Below are 19,256 nucleotides of genomic sequence, written 5' to 3'. Positions count from 1 at the left end.
GAACGATGCGGACCCGTGACTACAGCCTCGTGGGACCGGACGCCGACCGCGCCGTAGCGGAAGGCCTGGTCACGATGAACTGGTACCGGACCCCGGTGCCCAAGAAGCGCATGAAGGCGTTGATGCAGCGCGCCGACCAGCCCGCAATCCGGGACACGGTTCTGCTTTTTGCGCTGATGATTGGCTTCGCTGCTGGCGGGATCGCTCTTTGGCCAAGCTTGTGGTCGATCCCGTTCTGGCTTGCCTATGGTGTGCTCTATGGCTCTGCCATGGACAGCCGTTGGCACGAATGTGGTCATGGCACCGCTTTCCGCACCCGTTGGATGAACAGGCTGGTCTACCAGATCGCCTGTTTCTGCATGATACGCGATCCCCATTGCTGGAAGTTCAGTCATGCCCGGCATCATTCCGACACGATCATCGTTGGCCGGGATCCGGAAATCGCGATCATGCGACCGACGGACATCTTGAAGATCGTCGCCAATCTGGTTGGCCTGACCGACGTCTGGGACGGCCTGAAGCGGATGTGCGTCCACGCATCGGGGCGGATCCTGCCGGATGAAGCGACCTACATGCCGGAAAGCTCCTACAGATCGGTCATCATGACCGCTCGGATCTGGGTGTCGATCTACGCCGCCACACTTGCCAGCGCAATCGCGATGGGGTCGATCCTGCCGCTCATGCTTATCGGTCTGCCCAGGCTTTTCGGTTGCTGGCACATGGTGATGTGCGGCTGGCTGCAGCATGGCGGGCTGGCAGACAACGTCACGGATCATCGCCTCAATAGCCGAACGGTCCTGATGAACCCGGTCAGCCGCTTCATCTACTGGAATATGAACTACCACGTGGAACATCACATGTTTCCGCTCGTTCCCTACTTCCGCCTTCCCGAACTTCACGAGGAGATAGCGTTCGATCTCCCCAAACCCTGTCGGTCGATTGCCGCAGGGTTCCGCGAAATGTGGCCGGCGCTGCTGCGCCAGCGCACCAACCCGGACTTTCACATTCGGCGTCCTCTGCCAGGCTCCGCCGCACCTTATCAAGACCACCCGCCTGCGACCGTTTCCGCAGCTTGAAAAAACACGAGGGATGACACCATGAGCCAATGGATTGATGCCTGCTCCGCCGATGACATCGACGCAGAGGAAGCCATCCGGTTCGATCACGCAGGCCGGACCTTCGCGATCTATCGCAATGACAAGGACGAATACTACTGCACCGACGGCTTGTGCACTCATGAGGACGTACACCTGGCGGACGGTCTGGTGATGGAAAACACCATCGAGTGTCCCAAGCATTCCAGCATTTTCGATTTCACCACAGGCGAGGTCGAAACCCCACCTGCCTGTGAAAACCTCCATACCTACCCGGTCAAGGTCGAAGATGGCCGGGTATTGATCGAGATCTAGTTCGATGAAACAACCCTTCACACTGGCCGCCTGTGCGGAAATGATCTGGCGCGACAAACCTATGGAATGGCGCTGCAGACACCTCACCGAACTCGGCTTTGGTGTCGGCCTGTGGAACTGGCCGGACCACGACCTGGATGCGCTGGAGAGATCCGGTGCCACGTTCACCATCATGAACGGCTATCTCGAGGGGCGTCTTGCGGACAATGAAGGTGCCGACACGCTGCTGCGCTCGGCGCGAGAAACGGCTGCAATCGGCAAGCGGCTCGGCGTGCACCGGCTCAACCTTCACGGAACGGGCCTGGGGGACGGTGGCATACCGATCGCGCAAACGGATGTTGTGACTGGGGCGATGTGGCTGAAGGCCAGGGACACGCTCAACCGTATCTGCGACCTTGCTGAAGAGGAGGGGGTGGTTTTCACGCTGGAAAACCTCAACCTGCTCGATCATCCGGGCTGCCCATTCGGCACGACTGAAGACGTGCTCGCGCTGGTTTCTGCCGTCGACCGTCCACAACTCCGCATCAATCTCGACCTCTATCACACGCAGCTCGGGGAAGGGGACCTGATCCGCTGGTGCGAGAAGTGCCTGCCGTGGATCGGAGAAGTGCAGGTAGCAGACAATCCGGGCCGGTGCGAACCGGGCACGGGCGAAATCAATTATGCCGGCGTTGCCAAGGCGTTGAACGACATGGGCTATCGAGGTCCGGTCGGTCTGGAAGCCTTTGCCGCCGGCGACCCGGAGAAGGCGCTTCATGCCTTCCGGTCAGCATTCACGGTGTAAGTCATGAGCGGTATCGTCATCATTGGCGCAGGCGAATGTGGTGTACGGGCAGCCTTCGAGCTGCGAGGCAAGGGCTATGAAGGCTTGGTCACATTGATCAGTGCCGAAGCGGTGCTTCCCTATGAGCGGCCGCCGCTTTCAAAGGATCGGTTGCTCGAGCCCAAGCTGATCAGAAGCCAAGAGGCCTATACGGACAAGGCCATCGATCTTCGACTTGGTGAGCAGGTCGAGGTGATCGATACAAATTCCAAAACAGTGAGCCTCACTGGTGGTGAAATACTCGGCTACGACAAACTGCTGATCGCGACCGGGGCCCGACCCCGGGTTTTTCCGGGCATGGAGAATTGCCTGACGCTGCGCACTATGGACGATGCCCGCACTATCCTTTCCCGGTTTGAGCCGGGCAAGCGGGTCGGGATCATTGGCGGTGGCTTCATTGGTTTGGAACTGGCAGCGACCGCCCGGCAGGCCGGGGCAGATGTCATGGTGCTAGAGGCGGCGCCCCGGCTCATGGGCCGGGCCGTTCCTGAGGCGATCGCCGAGGTCGTGCATGGGCGGCACCTGAGCGAAGGTGTCGATTTGCGCACAGGGGCACAGGTCGCTTCTGCGGATACCGGGTCGATCACGCTCAAGGACGGCACCAAAATTCATTTTGACCTCGTGATCGCTGGAACCGGCGCCTTGCCCAACACTGCACTGGCAGAAGCGGCAGGTCTTGAAGTCGACAACGGTATTCGGGTCGATGCCTGTTTCAGGACATCAGCCAATGACGTTTTCGCCGCTGGTGACTGCTGCAATTTCCCTTGGGCAGGAGCAAATGTACGCCTGGAAAGCTGGCAGGCGGCCCAGGAACAGGGTGCACATGCCGCCGCAGCGATGCTGGGTGAGACATCGGACTACGCACGCATTCCCTGGTTCTGGTCGGACCAATACGATCTTTCCCTCCAGGTTGCCGGTCTTTTCGATAGTTCTTCCGCCTCGGTGCGCCGGAACATCAGCGACAACGCCTTCGTGCTGTTCCAGGCCGATGCCTCAGGCCGCCTGATAGCTGTCGCCGGTATCGGCAGCGGCAACGCGATCGCCAAGGATATCAAGCTTGCGGAAAAGCTTATCGACCGGGGCGCTTTGCTCGATGAAAGCGCCTTTTCCGATCCCACCGTCAATCTCAAGAGCCTGCTTAGGGCCGCCTGAGCACATAGCCCAAGAAAAAGGGGAATTCCCGTCATGGACCGCAACAGAACCACAGTTGCCGATATCCGCGCGAAAAAGGCCGCGGGCAAAAAGCTCTCCATGCTCTACGTCACAACGCTGGAAGAGGCGGCGGCGGCCGATGAAGCCGGTATCGACATGCTGTCGATCGAGGGCAAGTATTTTTCACCCGAGATGCGCAAGGCAGCCGGCCGCTGCTTTGTCCAGGTCGGCCTACCTTATGGCGGCTGGGGCACGTTCGACGGCCGCCACCTGGCAACTGCGGAAGACTATCTCCAGGCAGCTTATCACTTCACGTCGATGGGGGGAGACTGCTTCTATTGCGCGGCTTCCTTCGATGTCCAGAAAGTACTTTGCGACAACCATATTCCTATCGTCGCCCATGTCGGGCTGATCCCGTCCTACATCACCTGGACCGGTTTCCGGGCCGTCGGCAAGACAGCCGGAGAAGCCGCGTCTGTCTGGCAGCAGGTCCAAAAGCTGGAATCCATCGGCTGTTTCGGAGCCGAACTGGAAGTCGTTCCCGACCGGGTCGGGGCATGGATATCCGCAAACACCTCGATGATCATGCTGGGCATGGGAGCCGGCCCCGGCGCAGATGCCCAGTATCTCTTCACGGAAGACGTTCTCGGTCATACCGCAGGTCACAAACCGCGTCATGCCAAGACCTATCGCAACTTCGCGGTCGAATTTGAACGTCTGCAGAAGGAGCGTGTCGCCGCCTTCAAGGAATTCATCGGCGATGTTCATTCCGGCGCCTATCCGGCATCCGAGCACACTGTCGCGATGGCCGATGCGGAATATGACACGTTTCTCAAGACGGTCAGGAGCTGATCTCATGCTGGAAGCGGAAACAAGAGTGGACCGTCCGATGCGCATCGGTCTGGTCGGATATGGCACCGGCGGCAAGCACTTTCATGCACCTTTCATGATGGCCGCCGAGGGTGTGGAACTGACCGGCATCGTTGCGCGGGCTCCCGCGACCATCCAGTCGGTCCGGGAAGACTTTCCGGATCTTCCGGTCTTTGCAAGCCTCTCCGACATGATCGCGGCCGGTGGCATCGACGCGGTAACGATCACCACACCGCCACAGACAAGGCGAGATCTGGTACTGGAGGCAATTGAAGCCGATCTTCATGTCATCGCCGACAAGCCCTTCGCGCCTTCTGCGGTAGGGGCGCGGGAACTGGATGCCGCCGCGAAAGCAAAAGGCGTTGTCCTGGGTGTTTTCCAGAACAGGCGCTGGGATTCAGATATACAGACGCTGGCAAAGGTCATTCGTGACGGCAGCCTCGGCAAGATCTGGCGGATCCACTCGCGCATGGATTTCGACGATCCGGCGACACTGGAAGCGGGACCTGCCGGGGGATTGCTGCGCGACCTCGGCAGCCACCTGGTCGACCAGATGCTGTGGCTGCTGGGGCCTGCGGTTACCGTCGATGCCCAGCTCGACTTTGTCGACCTGCCTCAAGGCAGGACAGACGCCGGCTTCACGATCACGCTCCGGCACGAGAGTGGTACGCACTCGCATATCTCCGCAAGCAAGCTCAATCACCTCAACACGCGCGAACTGCGCGCCTATGGCGATGCGGGCGGCTACGTCGCGCAAAGTATGGACATACAGGCCCAGTCGATCTTTGCCGGCAAGCGACCAGTCAACAATCTGAAGGACTGGGGCTTCGAGCCTCCGGCCAACTGGGGGGCCTTGCGCACCGCAAAGGGTGTTTCTCCGGTGAAATCCGAGCAGGGCCGCTACCACGATTATTACGAAGCCTTTGCCCACGCTGTTCTCGGCGGTGGTCTGCCGCCTGTCACAGCCGAAGAGGGCACCAGAACGCTCGCAGTGCTCGATGCCGCAAGACAAAGCGCCGCAGAAGGCCGGTCGATCTCTCTTTAGTCGCCGTATCAGGCGCACAGGTCGTTGAAAGGACCCATGAAAATGCTGAAAGTTGGTCTTCTCGGGGCGGGACGCATCGGTCAGGTGCACGCTGCCGCCATTGCCGGGCATCCGGGCAGTGCGCTGGCCGCTATATCCGATGTGAACATGCCGGCAGCCGAAAGCCTTGCCGAGAGATACGGTGCCAATGCCTGCAGCTCGGAAGACATCATTGCCGACAGCAGCATCGACGCCGTTCTGGTCGCCACCTCGACGGACACGCATTCGGACCTTATCGAGGCAGCAACCGCCGCTGGCAAGGCGGTCCTGTGCGAGAAGCCGGTCGATCTCAGTCTGGCACGAGCCCAGGCGTGTCTTGAGGCCGCGACGGCGAGTGGCAAGCCCGTGATGATCGGCTTCAACCGCCGTTTCGATCCGAATTTTGCAACGTTGAAAGCGTCTTTCGAGGCTGGTGACATTGGCAAGGGGGAAATGCTGGCCGTCACCTCCTTCGATCCCGCTCCCCCGCCTGTTGCCTACGTGAAAGTCTCCGGCGGTCTTTTCCGGGACATGATGATCCACGATTTCGACATGGCCAATTTCATCATGGGCGCGTTGCCGGTGACGATCTCGGCAGTCGGGACGTCGATCGTCGACCCCGAGATCGGTGCCGCCGGCGATGTCGACACGGCCATCGTCACCATGACCTATGCCGACGGTCGTCTCGCCGTCATCCGCAATTCTCGCCGTGCTGTCTACGGCTACGACCAGCGTGTCGAATTGCTGGGATCGGACGGCCTGCTGCAAGCGGAGAACATGCTGGAAAACACGGTAGTTAAGTCCACGGCTGCCGGGGTCTCCAGTGCCAAGCCGACCTACTTTTTCCTCGAACGTTACATGCCTGCCTACAAAGCCGAGTGGGCTGCCTTCGTGGAAGCCGTGACCGGCGGCAAACCCTTGCCCGTGACGTTGCAGGACGGCGTTGCCGCGCTTGCCATGGCGGAAGCGGCAACGCTCTCCGCCCGCCAGGGCACACCCGTCAGCCTCGACAGCGTCTACCCGTAATAAGGGGCGGGCAGCTCCGGCTGCCCATAGTCCCGCCAGGAGTTCATGTAAGAAGATGACCCGTTTCGCCCTTCGCGTTCAGTGCCGCTCGACCCGCGGGATCGTGTCTGCCATTTCGACCTTTCTCGCCGGGGAGGGGTGCAACATCACCGACAGCGCCCAGTTCGACGACGTCCATACCGGCAATTTTTTCATGCGTGTCAGCTTCCGTTCGGAAGAGGGACGCAGCCTCGATGAACTCCGCCAGGGCTTTGCCGCCATCGCCGGCAAGATGGGCATGGAGGCAGAATTCTTCGACGAGGACGTCAAGCGCAAGGTCATCATCATGGTCTCGCGCTTCGGTCACTGCCTGAACGATCTTTTGTATCGCTGGCGCATCGGCGCACTTCCGATCGACATCGTCGGCGTGATTTCCAACCACATGGATTACCAGAAGGTGGTCGTGAACCACGACATTCCCTTCCACTGCATCAAGGTGACCAAGCAGAACAAGCCCGAAGCGGAGGCGCGCATCATGGATGTGGTGGAAGAAACCGGTGCCGAACTGGTGGTTCTTGCCCGTTACATGCAGATCCTTTCGGACGACATGTGCCGCAAGATGTCCGGGCGGATTATCAACATTCACCATTCCTTCCTGCCGTCCTTCAAGGGTGCCAATCCCTACAAGCAGGCGTTTGATAGGGGCGTGAAAAACATCGGTGCGACTTCTCACTACGTCACGGCGGATCTCGACGAGGGTCCGATTATCGAGCAGGACACGATCAAGGTTACCCATGCCCAGTCGCCGGACGACTATGTCTCGCTTGGTCGCGATGTCGAGGCACAGGTTCTTGCCAGAGCGATCCATGCCCACATCCACGGCCGTGTGTTTCTGAACGGAGACAAGACCGTCGTCTTCCCTCCGTCGCCCGGTTCCTTTGCTTCCGAACGCATGGGCTGACGATGGCCCAAGAACAAGAGAACGCGTTTTAAAACGCGAGAGGATTGCCCCATGACCCAGAAGAAACTCGATGTCATTACCATTGGACGATCCAGCGTCGATCTCTATGGCGCCCAGATTGGCGGGCGTCTTGAGGACATGGGCAGTTTCAACAAGTATATCGGCGGCTCGCCCACCAACATTGCGTGCGGCACGGCGCGGCTTGGCCTGAAGTCCGGCCTGATCACCGCCGTCGGTGACGAGCATATGGGGCGGTTCATTCGTGAAGAGCTGGAGCGGGAAGGCGTCGATACGCGCGGGGTCAAGACTGATCCGGACAGATTGACCGCACTCGTGCTGCTCGGTATCCGCGATCAGGAACAGTTTCCGTTGATATTCTACCGCGAGAATTGCGCCGACATGGGACTGACGGAAGACGATATCGATCCGGACCTCATTCGCGATGCCCGTTCGGTCGTGGCAACAGGTACCCATCTCAGTCACCCGCGTACGGAAGCCGCTGTCCTGAAGGCTCTCAGTCTTGCCCGTGAACATGGTCTGCAGACCGCTCTGGACATCGACTACCGGCCGAACCTCTGGGGTGTCGCGGGGCATGGCGACGGCGAAAGCCGCTTTGTCGAAAGCGCCGCCGTCACCGCCAAGCTGCAGTCGACGCTACATCTCTTCGACCTGATCGTCGGCACGGAAGAAGAATTCCACATCGCGGGTGGCTCGACCGATACGGTGGAAGCCCTTCGGGCGGTGCGCAAGGTCTCCAACGCCGCCCTTGTCTGCAAGCGTGGTGCAAAAGGCGCAGTCGCCTTCACCGGCAAGATCCCGGACGATCTTGACGACGGCATTTCCGGACCAGGCTTCCCGATCGAGGTCTTCAACGTGCTTGGCGCAGGGGACGGTTTCATGTCCGGTCTCCTGAAAGGCTGGCTCGATGGCGAGGACTGGCCGGTGGCGCTCAAATACGCCAACGCGTGCGGCGCCTTCGCTGTGTCCCGCCATGGCTGCACGCCCGCGTATCCGAGCTGGGAAGAGCTACAATTCTTCTTCTCTCGTGGCATCAGGCAGCCTGACCTGCGCAACGACGTCAAGCTGGAACAGGTGCATTGGGCGACAAATCGTAACGGCGTCTGGCCGGAAATGCGGGTCTTTGCCTTTGATCACCGCATGCAGCTTGAGCAGATGGAGGGTGCCACGAAGCAAAAGATCGGCCGCTTCAAGGAACTCTGCCTTCAGGCTGCGGGGGAAGTTGCGAGCGGGCAGGCGGGCTACGGCATTCTCTGCGATGGCCGCCTCGGACGCGACGCGCTTTACAAGGCCGCAGGGACCGGGCTCTGGATCGGTCGTCCGGTGGAATGGCCCGGTTCCCGTCCTTTGACCCTCGAACCGGAGCTTGGACCTGACTATGGGGGCCTTTCCGAATGGCCGCTCGACCATGTCGTCAAGTGCCTGTGCTTTGCCCATCCGGACGACGATGCGACCACCTGGGCTGACCAGGAACAGACGGTGTTGCGGCTTTTCTCGGCCGCGCGCCGCAACGGGCTGGAATTCCTTCTGGAAGTCATCCCCTCCAAGGTCGCACCCATTGACGATGATACCACGGCACGTGTGATCCAGCGCTTTTACGACATTGGCGTCTATCCCGATTGGTGGAAACTCGAACCTTTCAAGACCGATGCAGCCTGGTCAAAGTCTGTCGAGGCCATCGAGCGCAACGATCCGCGTACGCGGGGCATCGTGGTTCTCGGTCTCGAGGCGCCTGAAGCTGACTTGGCGGCGTCTTTCGAACGGGCCGCCCGTTTCCCGCTGGTGAAGGGTTTTGCCGTCGGCCGGACTATTTTCGCGGACGCAGCGCGGGACTGGCTGGCAGGCAAGGCCGATGATGCGACCGCTATTGCGTGCATGAAGGACAAGTATGCCCGCCTCTGCCGGATCTGGGATGGCGCCAGGGCTCAATGTCAGGAGAAAGTTGCATGACCGGCACAATCCGCCTTACTGCCGCGCAGGCCATGGTGCGGTATATCTCCGCACAGATGACCGAGGACGGCGAGCGTTTCATCGACGGCATCTGGGCGATCTTCGGCCATGGCAATGTTGCCGGTCTGGGCGAAGCGCTTGAGCAGGCCGGCAATGCCCTGCCGACCTGGCGCGGCCAGAACGAACAGACGATGGCCCATACGGCCATCGCCTATGCCAAGGCCAAGAAGCGCACACGGGCGATGGCCGTCACCTCATCCATCGGCCCCGGCGCCACCAACATGGTGACCGCCGCAGCCCTTGCCCATGTCAATCGCCTGCCGGTGTTGCTGATCCCCGGCGATGTCTTTGCCAATCGGGCACCCGACCCGGTGCTGCAGCAGGTGGAGGATTTCGACGACGGCACGGTTTCGGCCAATGACTGCTTCCGCCCGGTATCGCGCTACTTCGACCGCATCAGCCGCCCGGAACACCTGCTGACGGCCCTGCCGCGCGCCTTCCGCGTGATGACCGACCCGGTCAACTGCGGCCCGGTGACCCTGGCCTTCTGCCAGGACACGCAGGCAGAAGCCTTCGATTATCCGGCAAGCTTCTTCGAGCCGAAGGTCTGGCGCATCCGACGCCCGGAACCTGACAACCGGGACATCGCCGATGTTGTCGCCCTCATCAAATCCGCGAAGAACCCGGTTCTGGTCTGCGGCGGCGGCGTTATCTATTCGCAGGCTGAAGAAACTCTTGGCGCGTTTGCGACCAGGCACGGCATTCCGGTGATCGAGACCCAGGCGGGCAAGTCGGCGCTGGCCCAGTCTCATCCGATGAACTTCGGCACTGCCGGGGTCGACGGCTCGGCCTGCGCCAACGAGATTGCCGAAAGCGCGGACCTCGTCATCGGCATCGGCACCCGTTTCCAGGACTTCACCACCGGCTCCTGGGCGCTCTTCAAGGAACCGGGCCGCAAGCTCGTCTCCATCAACGTTCAGGGCTACGACGCCCTGAAGCATGGCGCCGTCGGTGTCATCGGCGATGCGAAGGTGTCTCTGGAGAAGATCTCAGCTGCACTCGGTGCAGAAACAAAATCGGCTTTCAATCCGCAGTCCCGTGTCGACTGGCTGGCCAAGGTCGATGCCCACTGCAGTGCACGGACCGATGTGCCCGAAGGCTACCTGCCGCTCGACGCCGAGGTTATCGGCGCGGTGCAGCGGACGTCTTCGGAAAAAACCATCGCCATGTGCGCGGCCGGCACCATGCCGGGCGCCCTGAAGCTTCTGTGGCAGGCGCCGCAGGGCGGCTATCACATGGAATACGGCTATTCCTGCATGGGCTACGAGATTGCCGGTGCCATGGGCATCAAGCTGGCGCAGCCGGAGCGGGATGTCGTCTGCTTCGTCGGTGACGGATCCTACATGATGGCAAACTCGGAACTGGCGACTGCCGTCATGCGGCGGGTGCCGTTCACGGTGGTGCTCACCGACAACCGCGGCTACGGCTGCATCAACCGGCTGCAGATGGGCACCGGCGGCAACCAGTTCAACAACCTCTATCAAAACTGCAATGTCGAGGCGCAGCCGGACATCGACTTCGTCGCCCACGCGGCCGCCATGGGCGCCCACGCGGTAAAGGCGAAGAACATCGCCGATCTGGAAGCGCAGATCCTCGTCTCGAAGGACCGGGCCATTCCGACGGTGATCGTCATCGACACGGACCCGATGCACGGGCCGGGCGAGAACGGTGGCGGTCACTGGTGGGACGTCGCCGTGCCGGAGGTCTCCGAACGGACCGAAGTCAACAAGGCCCGTGAGGGCTATGTCGACGCGCTGAAGCACCAGAACCTGGTCGATTGAGGGAGAGGCACCGCAGCACACCGATCTCCTCTCTCAAGACCTCATCCTGAGGAAGCGCGTAAGCGCTGTCTCGAAGGATGGGCCGCTTGATCCTGAGCGTGCCGCCCATCCTTCGAGACGGACCTGAAGGTCCTCCTCAGGATGAGGTTCGAATATGTGATGAATCCGTTTGGGGCGCTAACTAAACCCGATCATCTGCCGCGACACTGTTTCTACCTTTCCAACGGCACGGACTGGCGCGCGACGGTGGAGACCGGTTGCGTGATCACAGTCTATTCGGCACCCGGCAAAGGCGGGCAGGAAGCATGCCGCATCGGCCCGAACGCCATCAGCCTCAGGGAGCGGGACAAGGGCATCAACACCAACTATATCAACAACTTCGACATGTAAAACGAGGCCCATTGCGACAGCCTGTGGGTGACGGAGGTTTTCACGCGTGCCGGCCACCGGTCGTCCTATCCAAGCCATCGCCATGACGAGGACGACTTTCCGCGCATCACCTATCTGGAAGAAATCTATTATCACCGCCCCGATCCGACGATCTGGTCTCGCCAAGTAAATCTGAGCGATGCATTGGAGTTCAGGCGCCGCGCCATGAACCGAGCCCTGTGGTGATCCGATTGTCTCAGGCTGAATGACAGCTTCCGGCTAAGGTCTGATTGAGAAAGAGGGACTGGAAGGTGAGGGCGCCGGCACCAGATGTTTCCGCGTCGTATGTGACTCTAAATGTCGTGTCGACGAGCCATAGCCCGATATCCTTGAGCCGGAAGGCGCTTTTGGGCACCAGTTCCGGGGACCAGTTTTGGGCATCAGTCGGTCGAATCTACTGAGAGTACGGATTTGTCAGTCCGATTATCTCAATAATATCGATGACTTGAAAGAGAGTTGGCTGGGGAACCTGGATTCGAACCAGGACTAACGGAGTCAGAGTCCGTGGGTCTACCGTTAACCTATTCCCCAACAATGCTCATATGGCGAGCTGCCAATCGTCGGTAAAGGGCGAAATGATGGGTCGCTCTCGATTGGTGTGCCGCATATACATCCATCACATTCACGATTGCAAGACCCGTCGACGACTTTTTTGTGAAATTGCATGCCTGTGGAAAGTCTCGCGAAAGACTGTATGCATTCGTTTCAAGGAAAGCTTTTCCGGCGAGGGGCAACCTGTTACAGTTTTGTCAACGAAAGACGCAGTCCCCAGCAGCGCCCCTTGAAAAACGGCGGCAGCACTGGAGATCTGAAAGGCAAAAACGTGACTCAGTCAGGTCAGGAACCGCCCGAGAAAGGGCGTCGTACCCCTGATGTGTCCGGAACCAGCGGGGCTCCCAGGGAGCCCGGGGGAACATCCAGACGGCGCCGAAAGCGCAAGTCTGGCAAGCGCCCCAAAGGCAACTCTGCGACACAGGCAAACGGTGTCGTCAACGGAGTGCCTGAAACGGACGGGCAAATTCCGTCCAGTGCTGTAACCGGACCCGTCGATCAAGCACTCGCCGCGCAGGAACAGCCTGCGCGAAGGGGTGATGGTGCGTCCACTTCCCAGAAGCGTCGCAAAAAACGGAAGCGCGGACGGGCAGCCACTGGTGAGGGCGTGCAAAACGTCCAGGCAGGCGGGCTGAACCAGGATGGTGCGGAACGACAAACTGACACCACGACGAGCCTGAAGGGAAAGAAGGCAGCCCGCAGACGCGGCCGGCGGCGCAAACAGTCCGCCAACGGAGCGGAAGCAGCACCTGTTGCAAGGACAAACGATGGCGACATCGTTGTCAGCTCAAAGACACTCGAAAAGAGTACCGGTACACCCTCCCACCGTAATCCTGATTTGCGCGTGCGTCGGGATGGTGAAAATCGCCCGTCAGCAAGCCGGAAGGAACAGGTCGACGGTTCTCGTAATCCGGCACCATATGATCGGTCTGCGGGCAGGAACAACTCTCCGCTTTATGCTGCGCTTGATCTTGGGACCAACAATTGCCGGCTTTTGATCGCCCGACCTGAAGATCGCGGATTTCGTGTGGTCGACGCCTATTCCCGAATAGTGCGCCTGGGAGAAGGTGTCGGCTCGAACAGAATGTTGAGCGATGCGGCCATGGAACGGGCAATCGACGCTCTTGCCCAATGCCACCGGAAACTTGCCGACAGAGGGGTTGCTCGCTCCAGGCTTATCGCGACGGAGGCCTGCCGGGCAGCTGAAAATGGCGCTGACTTCATCGAAAGGGTGAAAGCGGAGACAGGTTTGGCGCTCGAAGTCGTCAACCGCGAGACAGAGGCCCGCCTGGCAGTCGCCGGATGCGCTTCGCTTGTGGATCACGACGCCGATGGCGTGATTCTGTTCGATATCGGCGGAGGGTCCTCGGAGATCGTCTGGCTGGACCTGCGCAACCGATGTGGTGCGCGAGGCTATGCATTGACCCGCTTCATCCGGTCCTGGATCTCGTTGCCGGTCGGCGTCGTCAACCTTGCAGAGCGGCATGGCGGTGTTCACGTGACACCGGATATCTTCGAGGCGATGATTGAAGATGCCGCCGAACATCTGGCAGCGTTCAATCTTGCTAATAACCTGACCGAAGCAATCGCGTCGGGTAGGGTCCATATGCTCGGAACATCTGGTACGGTCACCACACTGGCAGGTGTGCACCTGGGCCTGAAACGTTATGACAGGCGCAGGGTCGACGGAACCTGGCTGGAAGATGGGGACGTCTCCAGAATGATTGATCAGCTGCGCGACATGCCTTATGAGGCGCGCGTGGATAATCCATGCATTGGTGCGGATAGGGCTGATCTTGTTCTGGCAGGTTGTGCCATCCTGGAAGCTATCCGCCGCCGTTGGAGTTGCTCGCGTCTGCGCGTCGCGGACAGAGGACTGCGCGAAGGCATTCTTACAGAATTGATGGCGGCCGATGGTGTCTGGTCGCACCGCAAAAACGGCTCTCGGCATAATCGCGGGCGCCAAGGGAACAGAACATGAGTCAGGGCAAAAAGGGAACAGGCGACCGAGGTCTCCACGTCAAGGTGAAGACGTCCGCTGGTCGGCGCGAATCCTCCACGCGTTGGCTGCAGAGGCAATTGAACGATCCTTACGTGCGCCGCGCGAAGATGGACGGTTACAGGTCGCGAGCTGCCTACAAGCTGATAGAGATCGACGACAAGCACAAATTGCTGAAACCCGGTTACCGGGTGGTCGATCTTGGTTGCGCACCGGGTGGCTGGTGTCAGGTTGCGGTGGAAAGGGTGCAGTCTTCCGTGGAAGCGCCCAAGGTGGTCGGGATCGACTATCTGGAAATGGACCACGTGCGAGGAACGACATTCCTGCAAAAGGATTTTCTGGACGACGATGCTCCAGCCGCCTTGCTGGAAGCGCTCGGTGGCCACAAGCCCGATGTCGTTCTGTCCGACATGGCGGCACCGACGACCGGCCACAAGCAGACCGACCATTTGCGCACGACGCATCTATTCGAGATCGCAATCGATTTCGCGAGACGCAACCTCGTTCCGGGAGGCTCGTTCCTGGCGAAGGTTTTTCGGGGCGGGACGGAAAATGCACTGCTTAACGACCTGAAACGCGAATTCAAATCGGTCGCCCATCTGAAACCGCCGGCGAGTCGCAAGGAAAGCCCGGAACTTTATGTGATCGCGAAGGGCTTTCGTGGAAGTGATCTTGATCCGGACTGAACCGTTTTCAAGTCGACAGGGAAGCCGGTTTGCCGAGACTGACAGGGGGAACGCCTCATAGCGGGCGTCACCCCCTTTTCTTTCTGTCACCTGCGTGTTATTGACCCGCGCCAACTTCTCCGGCACAGCCGAAGCGACTCGAAAGATGCAGGCTTTTGATCAAAGCGTGCGTCTCAGCTATTTTTTTACAAAGGGGAATTGGCAATGGCATCCTTCTATGTCCCTACCACTGGACAGCAAGCCCTGACGTTCGACGATGTCTTGCTGATCCCTGGCCACTCGGAAGTCATGCCGGGTGAAGTTGACCTGCGCACCCGGGTCACACGGGAACTTGAACTCAATATTCCGATCATCTCGTCGGCAATGGACACAGTTACCGAAGGCCGTCTGGCAATCGCTATGGCTCAGGCAGGTGGCATTGGTGTCATTCACCGCAACCTCTCTCTCGACCAGCAGGCCGAAGAGGTCCGGATGGTCAAGAAGTTCGAATCCGGGATGGTGGTCAATCCGCTGGTCATCGGGCCGGACGCGACCCTGCAGGACGCTCTTGACCTGATGAAACGGTATGGCATTTCCGGCGTTCCGGTCGTTCAAAACGGCGGAGCAGGCGGTCAGGCCACTGGCAAGCTGGTTGGCATCCTGACAAACAGGGACGTGCGGTTCGCGTCCAATCCCGACCAGAAAATCCATGAACTGATGACGAAGGACGGTCTCGTTACTGTCAACGAGAACGTCAGCCAGGATGACGCCAAGCGGCTCCTTCATCAGAACCGCATCGAAAAGCTTCTGGTCGTGGATGACAACCGGAACTGTATCGGTCTCATCACCGTCAAGGACATGGAAAAGGCGCAGCTCAATCCGAATGCGTCCAAGGACGATCAGGGCCGGTTGCGCGTTGCAGCGGCAACCAGCGTCGGGGAAGAGGGGTTTGCCCGTGCAGAACGTCTGATTGACGCAGGCGTGGACCTTCTTGTGGTCGACACGGCCCATGGCCATTCCCAGAAGGTTCTCGACATGGTCGGCCGGGTAAAAAGCCTTTCCAATTCCGTGCAGGTACTGGCAGGCAACGTGGCGACCAGTGACGCAACCAAGGCTTTGATCGATGCCGGTGCAGATGCGGTAAAAGTCGGTATTGGCCCGGGTTCCATTTGCACCACCAGAATTGTCGCTGGTGTCGGCGTTCCGCAGCTAACGGCAATCATGGATTCAGTGAACGAAGCGGACAAGCAAGGCGTGCCGGTGGTCGCTGATGGCGGCATCAAATTTTCCGGCGACCTTGCCAAGGCGATTGCCGCCGGGGCGGCGTCCGTCATGGTCGGCTCCCTTCTGGCAGGCACCGAAGAAAGTCCGGGCGAGGTCTATTTGCACCAGGGACGATCCTACAAATCCTATCGGGGCATGGGGTCCGTCGGCGCCATGGCGCGGGGGTCGGCCGATCGCTATTTCCAGGCGGAAGTACGCGACAGTCTCAAACTTGTACCGGAAGGCATTGAAGGGCAGGTGCCTTACAAAGGTGCGCTTGGCAGCGTTCTGCATCAGCTTGCAGGTGGCTTGAGGGCTGCCATGGGCTATGTTGGCGGCCGCAACATTCCTGATTTTCAGGAAAAGGCGCGTTTTGTGCGGATCTCTGGTGCAGGCCTGCGGGAAAGCCACGCCCATGATGTGACGATTACACGGGAAAGCCCAAATTACCCGTCCAACGTTTAAACCACTCGGTATCGGGGCGCTTTGCTACAGGCGCCCCGCAAAGGATCAGCATGAAAGATGGCGGACGCCTGGCGGCGGCAATTGAAGTCCTGACTGAAGTGGAAACGCGGCACAGGCCTGTGCAGCTAGCCCTGAAAGACTGGGGTTCCGCGCACCGGTTTGCAGGTTCCGGTGACCGGACGGTCATCGGCAATCTCGTGTTTGACGCACTTCGGAACAAGGCTTCACTTGGTGCAAGAATGAAAGACGGTTCGGCAAGAGCCGTCGTTCTTGCGACCTATTGCCTGGGTTGGGGCAAAGGCCTGCAGGCGTTAAGCGACATTCTTGAGCAGGACCATCATGCTCCGGCTGCATTGTCAGCTGATGAAATCGCTTGCCTGTCGCAGGAGCCTGACAGCACGCCGTCGCCTTTTGAACAGGCAGATATTCCGGAATGGCTTTGGCCGCATTTTGAGACCGTCTTCGGCGAAAGAGCCATTGAAGAAGGCCAGGCGCTGGCAACACGCGCCCCGGTCGACATGAGAACCAATACGCTCAAATCTGATCGGGACAAGGTTCTCAAGCGGCTGGCTCATACCGGGGCAAATGCAACACCGCTGTCACCAGTTGGTGCGCGCATCGAGGCCAAGCCTGATCTTGGCCGCATGCCGCATGTTCAGGCTGAGGAAGGCTACCGAAAGGGTTGGTTTGAATTGCAGGACGAGGCCAGCCAACTGGCGGCTCATCTTGCGCAAGCCAAACCTGGTGAACAAGTGCTGGACTTTTGCGCTGGCGGTGGTGGCAAGACATTGGCTCTTGCTGCCTCCATGCAGAACAAGGGTCAGCTATACGCCTATGACGCCGACCGTCTCAGGCTTGCTCCAATCCACGAAAGACTGCAGCGGGCCGGTGTACGAAACATTCAGGTGAAGGATCCGGCAACTTCAAGCCTCGACGATCTTGTCGATCAGATGGACCTGGTTTTTATTGACGCCCCTTGCACGGGGACCGGCGTGTGGCGTCGCCGACCGGACTCCAAGTGGAAGCTGGCAGAAAAGGCCTTGCAGGATCGTATCGAAGACCAGCGCCGTGTACTGGAAAGTGCGAGCAGATACGTCAAGCCGGGGGGACGTCTTGCCTACGCGACCTGTTCCGTCCTGCGTGAGGAAAACCAGGCCCAGGCGGACTGGTTCCTGGAGCAATTTCCGTCGTTCCAGTCTGTTTCAGCGCTGGATATCTGGAAAACAACTCTGCCGGATGCACGGTTCCCGAAATACGTTTCCGACCGTGGCGACATTCTGCTGACGCCCGGGTCTACCCAAACGGACGGTTTCTTCATTGCGCTGTTCCAGCGGGTGCAGTGAGTTCAGACAGTTTTTGCCGTCAGGATCTGTCCTGACGGCGCAGCCCGAGAACGTTCGGCAATTGATCGCCGTCTGTTGCTAGCATCTTCTTCGAAGTCACGGGCTCCAGGGTTTCCTGGTGTTGAATTTCCTGTTTGGTTTCTGCTTCTTGAGCGATTTTTGCAGCAGCGTCAGGACTATCTGACGAGGGTTCTTCCCTAGTTGAAGTTGCAGTGGAACTCACAGGACCTGCTTCCGTTGATTTCCTTTCGGCGACAACCAGGCCTTCGACGAGTTCTCGAATGGCCGGCTCCAGACCGTCGCCTCGAGACATGGCTGTCAGGACGGATCTGGCCTGGTTGGAATATTTGAGTGCGGCGAGGGCGGCTCCAAGTGCATTCAGAGGTTCTTTTGCAGATTTGTCGAGATCGTGCGCGGCCAGGGCGTGTTTCAGAGCTGCACCATGATCTCCAAACTTACGCGCAATACTGCTCAGCCGAACGTGGGTCTGTATTGATCTCGGAGATAGCTTCAACGCGGCAAGCGCCGCTTCACGAGCATCTTCCAGGGCGCCTTTCCCGGCGAGTGCATCGGACAACAGGTCCAGAGGGAGCGGGTCTGCCGGCGCTCGCTCACTTGCCCGGATCGTCAGTTCGATCACTTCGTCAAAGCGTTTACGCAGCAGCAATGTCTGCGACAGGCCAATGAGCGCGGGTCCGTAGTCCGGATCGGCCTTCAGCGCTTTCCGATAAGCAGCGATCGCTGCTGCCTTTTGATCAACACGCGCTTGCGTGTCTGCGAAAAGAGACAAGACAGCTGGAGTGTCCGGCAATAGCTCGACCAGGCGTCGGGCCGGAACGGAAGCTTCTTCGGGTTTGTCTTCTTTCAGCAAAACACTGGCAAGACCGTATAGGGCGTTTCGATTATCCGGTGCTTGGGAGAGCACATCAGCAAAATTTTGCCGGGCGTTTGCCATGTCACCGAGCAGAAGCTGACAGTTCCCGAGGCTCGCGCGAGCGTTCAGGTGGTCCGGTTCGGCAAACACGATGCGGCGTAACTGCGATTGCGCCTCGTCCAGATACCCGGTCTGGAGCAACGCGGATGCCGTTCTGTAGGCAATTTCCGTGTCGTCCGGCGACAGTTCCTGGGCTTTCAGATAAGACACCAGCGCCCTGTCAAGATTGCCCGCATTTTCAAGGGCTACGGCTTCTTCAAACGCTTTACGGGCAGCTGCGGTCATCTGGGTCGGTTATCCTAAAAGCACCTGCCAGCAGCTTGTCTCACCGGAGACGAAGCACGGGGGCTTATGGTTAACCTAAGGAGCAGGCGCGCGCCGGTCAAAAGCGAAATTCAGCCGTACACAGCTTGTCCGCCGGAAACATTTGCTTGCCAAAGTTACGACACAAGAAAGCCGCGGAACCGGAGTTGGCAGCAAAATCTTGTGCGGGACAGCATCGGCTGTGAAATTC

The 19,256-nt window shown here is 59.5% G+C and carries 17 protein-coding genes, 1 tRNA gene and 1 pseudogene; 16 read left to right on the top strand and 3 right to left on the bottom strand.

Going from position 1 to position 19,256, the window contains the following annotated elements; genetic code table 11:
• The first annotated feature begins 5 nt into the window (after positions 1 to 5).
• The 12 genes from FIV03_RS20640 to FIV03_RS32065 all read left to right on the top strand — a co-directional run bounded on the left by FIV03_RS20640 (position 6) and on the right by FIV03_RS32065 (position 11,707).
• A complete protein-coding gene (locus FIV03_RS20640) occupies positions 6 to 1,076 on the top strand; it encodes a fatty acid desaturase (RefSeq protein ID WP_152510806.1) in 1,071 nt (356 codons plus the stop codon).
• 21 nt (positions 1,077 to 1,097) lie between these two features.
• Entirely contained in the window at positions 1,098 to 1,409 is a 312-nt protein-coding gene (locus tag FIV03_RS20635) for a MocE family 2Fe-2S type ferredoxin (protein WP_152510805.1), read from the top strand.
• 4 nt (positions 1,410 to 1,413) lie between these two features.
• Positions 1,414 to 2,193 carry a TIM barrel protein gene (locus FIV03_RS20630; protein ID WP_152510804.1) on the top strand — a complete coding sequence of 260 codons (780 nt, stop codon included), beginning with the start codon at positions 1,414 to 1,416 and terminating at the stop codon, positions 2,191 to 2,193.
• Between the two features lie 3 nt (positions 2,194 to 2,196).
• Positions 2,197 to 3,384: an FAD-dependent oxidoreductase gene (locus tag FIV03_RS20625; RefSeq protein WP_152510803.1), complete on the top strand. Its 1,188-nt coding sequence runs from the start codon at positions 2,197 to 2,199 to the stop codon at positions 3,382 to 3,384.
• A gap of 33 nt (positions 3,385 to 3,417) precedes the next feature.
• Positions 3,418 to 4,236 carry a 3-methyl-2-oxobutanoate hydroxymethyltransferase gene (locus tag FIV03_RS20620; RefSeq protein WP_152510802.1) on the top strand — a complete coding sequence of 273 codons (819 nt, stop codon included), beginning with the start codon at positions 3,418 to 3,420 and terminating at the stop codon, positions 4,234 to 4,236.
• A gap of 4 nt (positions 4,237 to 4,240) precedes the next feature.
• Complete coding sequence (locus FIV03_RS20615; protein WP_286202212.1) at positions 4,241 to 5,299, top strand: Gfo/Idh/MocA family oxidoreductase; 1,059 nt, start codon at positions 4,241 to 4,243, stop codon at positions 5,297 to 5,299.
• A gap of 42 nt (positions 5,300 to 5,341) precedes the next feature.
• A complete protein-coding gene (gene iolG, locus FIV03_RS20610; RefSeq protein WP_152512010.1) occupies positions 5,342 to 6,343 on the top strand; it encodes an inositol 2-dehydrogenase in 1,002 nt (333 codons plus the stop codon).
• A 55-nt stretch (positions 6,344 to 6,398) separates the two neighbouring features.
• Complete coding sequence (gene purU, locus FIV03_RS20605) at positions 6,399 to 7,283, top strand: formyltetrahydrofolate deformylase (RefSeq protein WP_152510801.1); 885 nt, start codon at positions 6,399 to 6,401, stop codon at positions 7,281 to 7,283.
• A 51-nt stretch (positions 7,284 to 7,334) separates the two neighbouring features.
• Positions 7,335 to 9,251, top strand: a complete 1,917-nt coding sequence (gene iolC / locus FIV03_RS20600) for a 5-dehydro-2-deoxygluconokinase (RefSeq protein WP_152510800.1) — start codon at positions 7,335 to 7,337, stop codon at positions 9,249 to 9,251.
• Positions 9,248 to 11,092, top strand: coding sequence for a 3D-(3,5/4)-trihydroxycyclohexane-1,2-dione acylhydrolase (decyclizing) (gene iolD, locus FIV03_RS20595; RefSeq protein ID WP_152510799.1), 1,845 nt, complete (start codon positions 9,248 to 9,250; stop codon positions 11,090 to 11,092). Before iolC ends, iolD begins: the two co-directional genes overlap by 4 nt.
• Positions 11,093 to 11,353: 261 nt before the next feature.
• Positions 11,354 to 11,482: a hypothetical protein gene (locus FIV03_RS32070; protein WP_353622177.1), complete on the top strand. Its 129-nt coding sequence runs from the start codon at positions 11,354 to 11,356 to the stop codon at positions 11,480 to 11,482.
• A 27-nt stretch (positions 11,483 to 11,509) separates the two neighbouring features.
• Positions 11,510 to 11,707, top strand: coding sequence for a 5-deoxy-glucuronate isomerase (locus FIV03_RS32065; RefSeq protein WP_353622176.1), 198 nt, complete (start codon positions 11,510 to 11,512; stop codon positions 11,705 to 11,707).
• Between the two features lie 271 nt (positions 11,708 to 11,978).
• Here the strand turns inward: FIV03_RS32065 and FIV03_RS20585 are convergent.
• Positions 11,979 to 12,052, bottom strand: a tRNA-Gln gene (locus FIV03_RS20585).
• A 343-nt stretch (positions 12,053 to 12,395) separates the two neighbouring features.
• Here FIV03_RS20585 and FIV03_RS20580 point away from each other — a divergent pair.
• The 4 genes from FIV03_RS20580 (at position 12,396) to FIV03_RS20565 (ending at position 17,808) form a co-directional block, all read left to right on the top strand.
• Entirely contained in the window at positions 12,396 to 14,054 is a 1,659-nt protein-coding gene (locus FIV03_RS20580) for a Ppx/GppA phosphatase family protein (RefSeq protein ID WP_173013997.1), read from the top strand.
• Positions 14,051 to 14,758, top strand: coding sequence for an RlmE family RNA methyltransferase (locus FIV03_RS20575; RefSeq protein WP_022998673.1), 708 nt, complete (start codon positions 14,051 to 14,053; stop codon positions 14,756 to 14,758). Before FIV03_RS20580 ends, FIV03_RS20575 begins: the two co-directional genes overlap by 4 nt.
• A gap of 204 nt (positions 14,759 to 14,962) precedes the next feature.
• Positions 14,963 to 16,465 (top strand): IMP dehydrogenase, encoded by a 1,503-nt coding sequence (gene guaB / locus FIV03_RS20570; RefSeq protein WP_152510798.1) that lies wholly within the window; start codon positions 14,963 to 14,965, stop codon positions 16,463 to 16,465.
• A 50-nt stretch (positions 16,466 to 16,515) separates the two neighbouring features.
• Positions 16,516 to 17,808 carry an RsmB/NOP family class I SAM-dependent RNA methyltransferase gene (locus tag FIV03_RS20565; RefSeq protein WP_152510797.1) on the top strand — a complete coding sequence of 431 codons (1,293 nt, stop codon included), beginning with the start codon at positions 16,516 to 16,518 and terminating at the stop codon, positions 17,806 to 17,808.
• 19 nt (positions 17,809 to 17,827) lie between these two features.
• On the opposite strand, the gene FIV03_RS20560 is transcribed toward FIV03_RS20565, so the two are convergent.
• Positions 17,828 to 18,763: a tetratricopeptide repeat protein gene (locus tag FIV03_RS20560; RefSeq protein WP_286202211.1), complete on the bottom strand. Its 936-nt coding sequence runs from the start codon at positions 18,761 to 18,763 to the stop codon at positions 17,828 to 17,830.
• Between the two features lie 6 nt (positions 18,764 to 18,769).
• Positions 18,770 to 19,027: pseudogene (locus tag FIV03_RS32060) on the bottom strand (tetratricopeptide repeat protein); the annotation flags it as partial.
• Positions 19,028 to 19,256: the final 229 nt, after the last annotated feature.

Origin of the sequence: Labrenzia sp. THAF187b, from assembly GCF_009363375.1 — a bacterium.
Classification (GTDB): Bacteria; Pseudomonadota; Alphaproteobacteria; order Rhizobiales; family Stappiaceae; genus Roseibium; species Roseibium algicola.
This window is presented reverse-complemented; position numbering and strand designations above follow the sequence as displayed.

Bases quoted from the DNA above. Each gene is read 5' to 3' on its own strand.
- guaB (WP_152510798.1), top strand. From the start codon at position 14,963: ATGGCATCCTTCTATGTCCCTACCACTGGACAGCAAGCCCTGACGTTC.
- FIV03_RS20630 (WP_152510804.1), top strand. From the start codon at position 1,414: ATGAAACAACCCTTCACACTGGCCGCCTGTGCGGAAATGATCTGGCGC.
- FIV03_RS20615 (WP_286202212.1), top strand. From the start codon at position 4,241: ATGCTGGAAGCGGAAACAAGAGTGGACCGTCCGATGCGCATCGGTCTG.
- purU (WP_152510801.1), top strand. From the start codon at position 6,399: ATGACCCGTTTCGCCCTTCGCGTTCAGTGCCGCTCGACCCGCGGGATC.
- iolG (WP_152512010.1), top strand. From the start codon at position 5,342: ATGCTGAAAGTTGGTCTTCTCGGGGCGGGACGCATCGGTCAGGTGCAC.
- FIV03_RS20565 (WP_152510797.1), top strand. From the start codon at position 16,516: ATGAAAGATGGCGGACGCCTGGCGGCGGCAATTGAAGTCCTGACTGAA.
- FIV03_RS20575 (WP_022998673.1), top strand. From the start codon at position 14,051: ATGAGTCAGGGCAAAAAGGGAACAGGCGACCGAGGTCTCCACGTCAAG.
- FIV03_RS20640 (WP_152510806.1), top strand. From the start codon at position 6: ATGCGGACCCGTGACTACAGCCTCGTGGGACCGGACGCCGACCGCGCC.
- iolC (WP_152510800.1), top strand. From the start codon at position 7,335: ATGACCCAGAAGAAACTCGATGTCATTACCATTGGACGATCCAGCGTC.
- FIV03_RS20560 (WP_286202211.1), bottom strand. From the start codon at position 18,763: ATGGCAAACGCCCGGCAAAATTTTGCTGATGTGCTCTCCCAAGCACCG.
- FIV03_RS20620 (WP_152510802.1), top strand. From the start codon at position 3,418: ATGGACCGCAACAGAACCACAGTTGCCGATATCCGCGCGAAAAAGGCC.
- FIV03_RS20635 (WP_152510805.1), top strand. From the start codon at position 1,098: ATGAGCCAATGGATTGATGCCTGCTCCGCCGATGACATCGACGCAGAG.
- iolD (WP_152510799.1), top strand. From the start codon at position 9,248: ATGACCGGCACAATCCGCCTTACTGCCGCGCAGGCCATGGTGCGGTAT.
- FIV03_RS20625 (WP_152510803.1), top strand. From the start codon at position 2,197: ATGAGCGGTATCGTCATCATTGGCGCAGGCGAATGTGGTGTACGGGCA.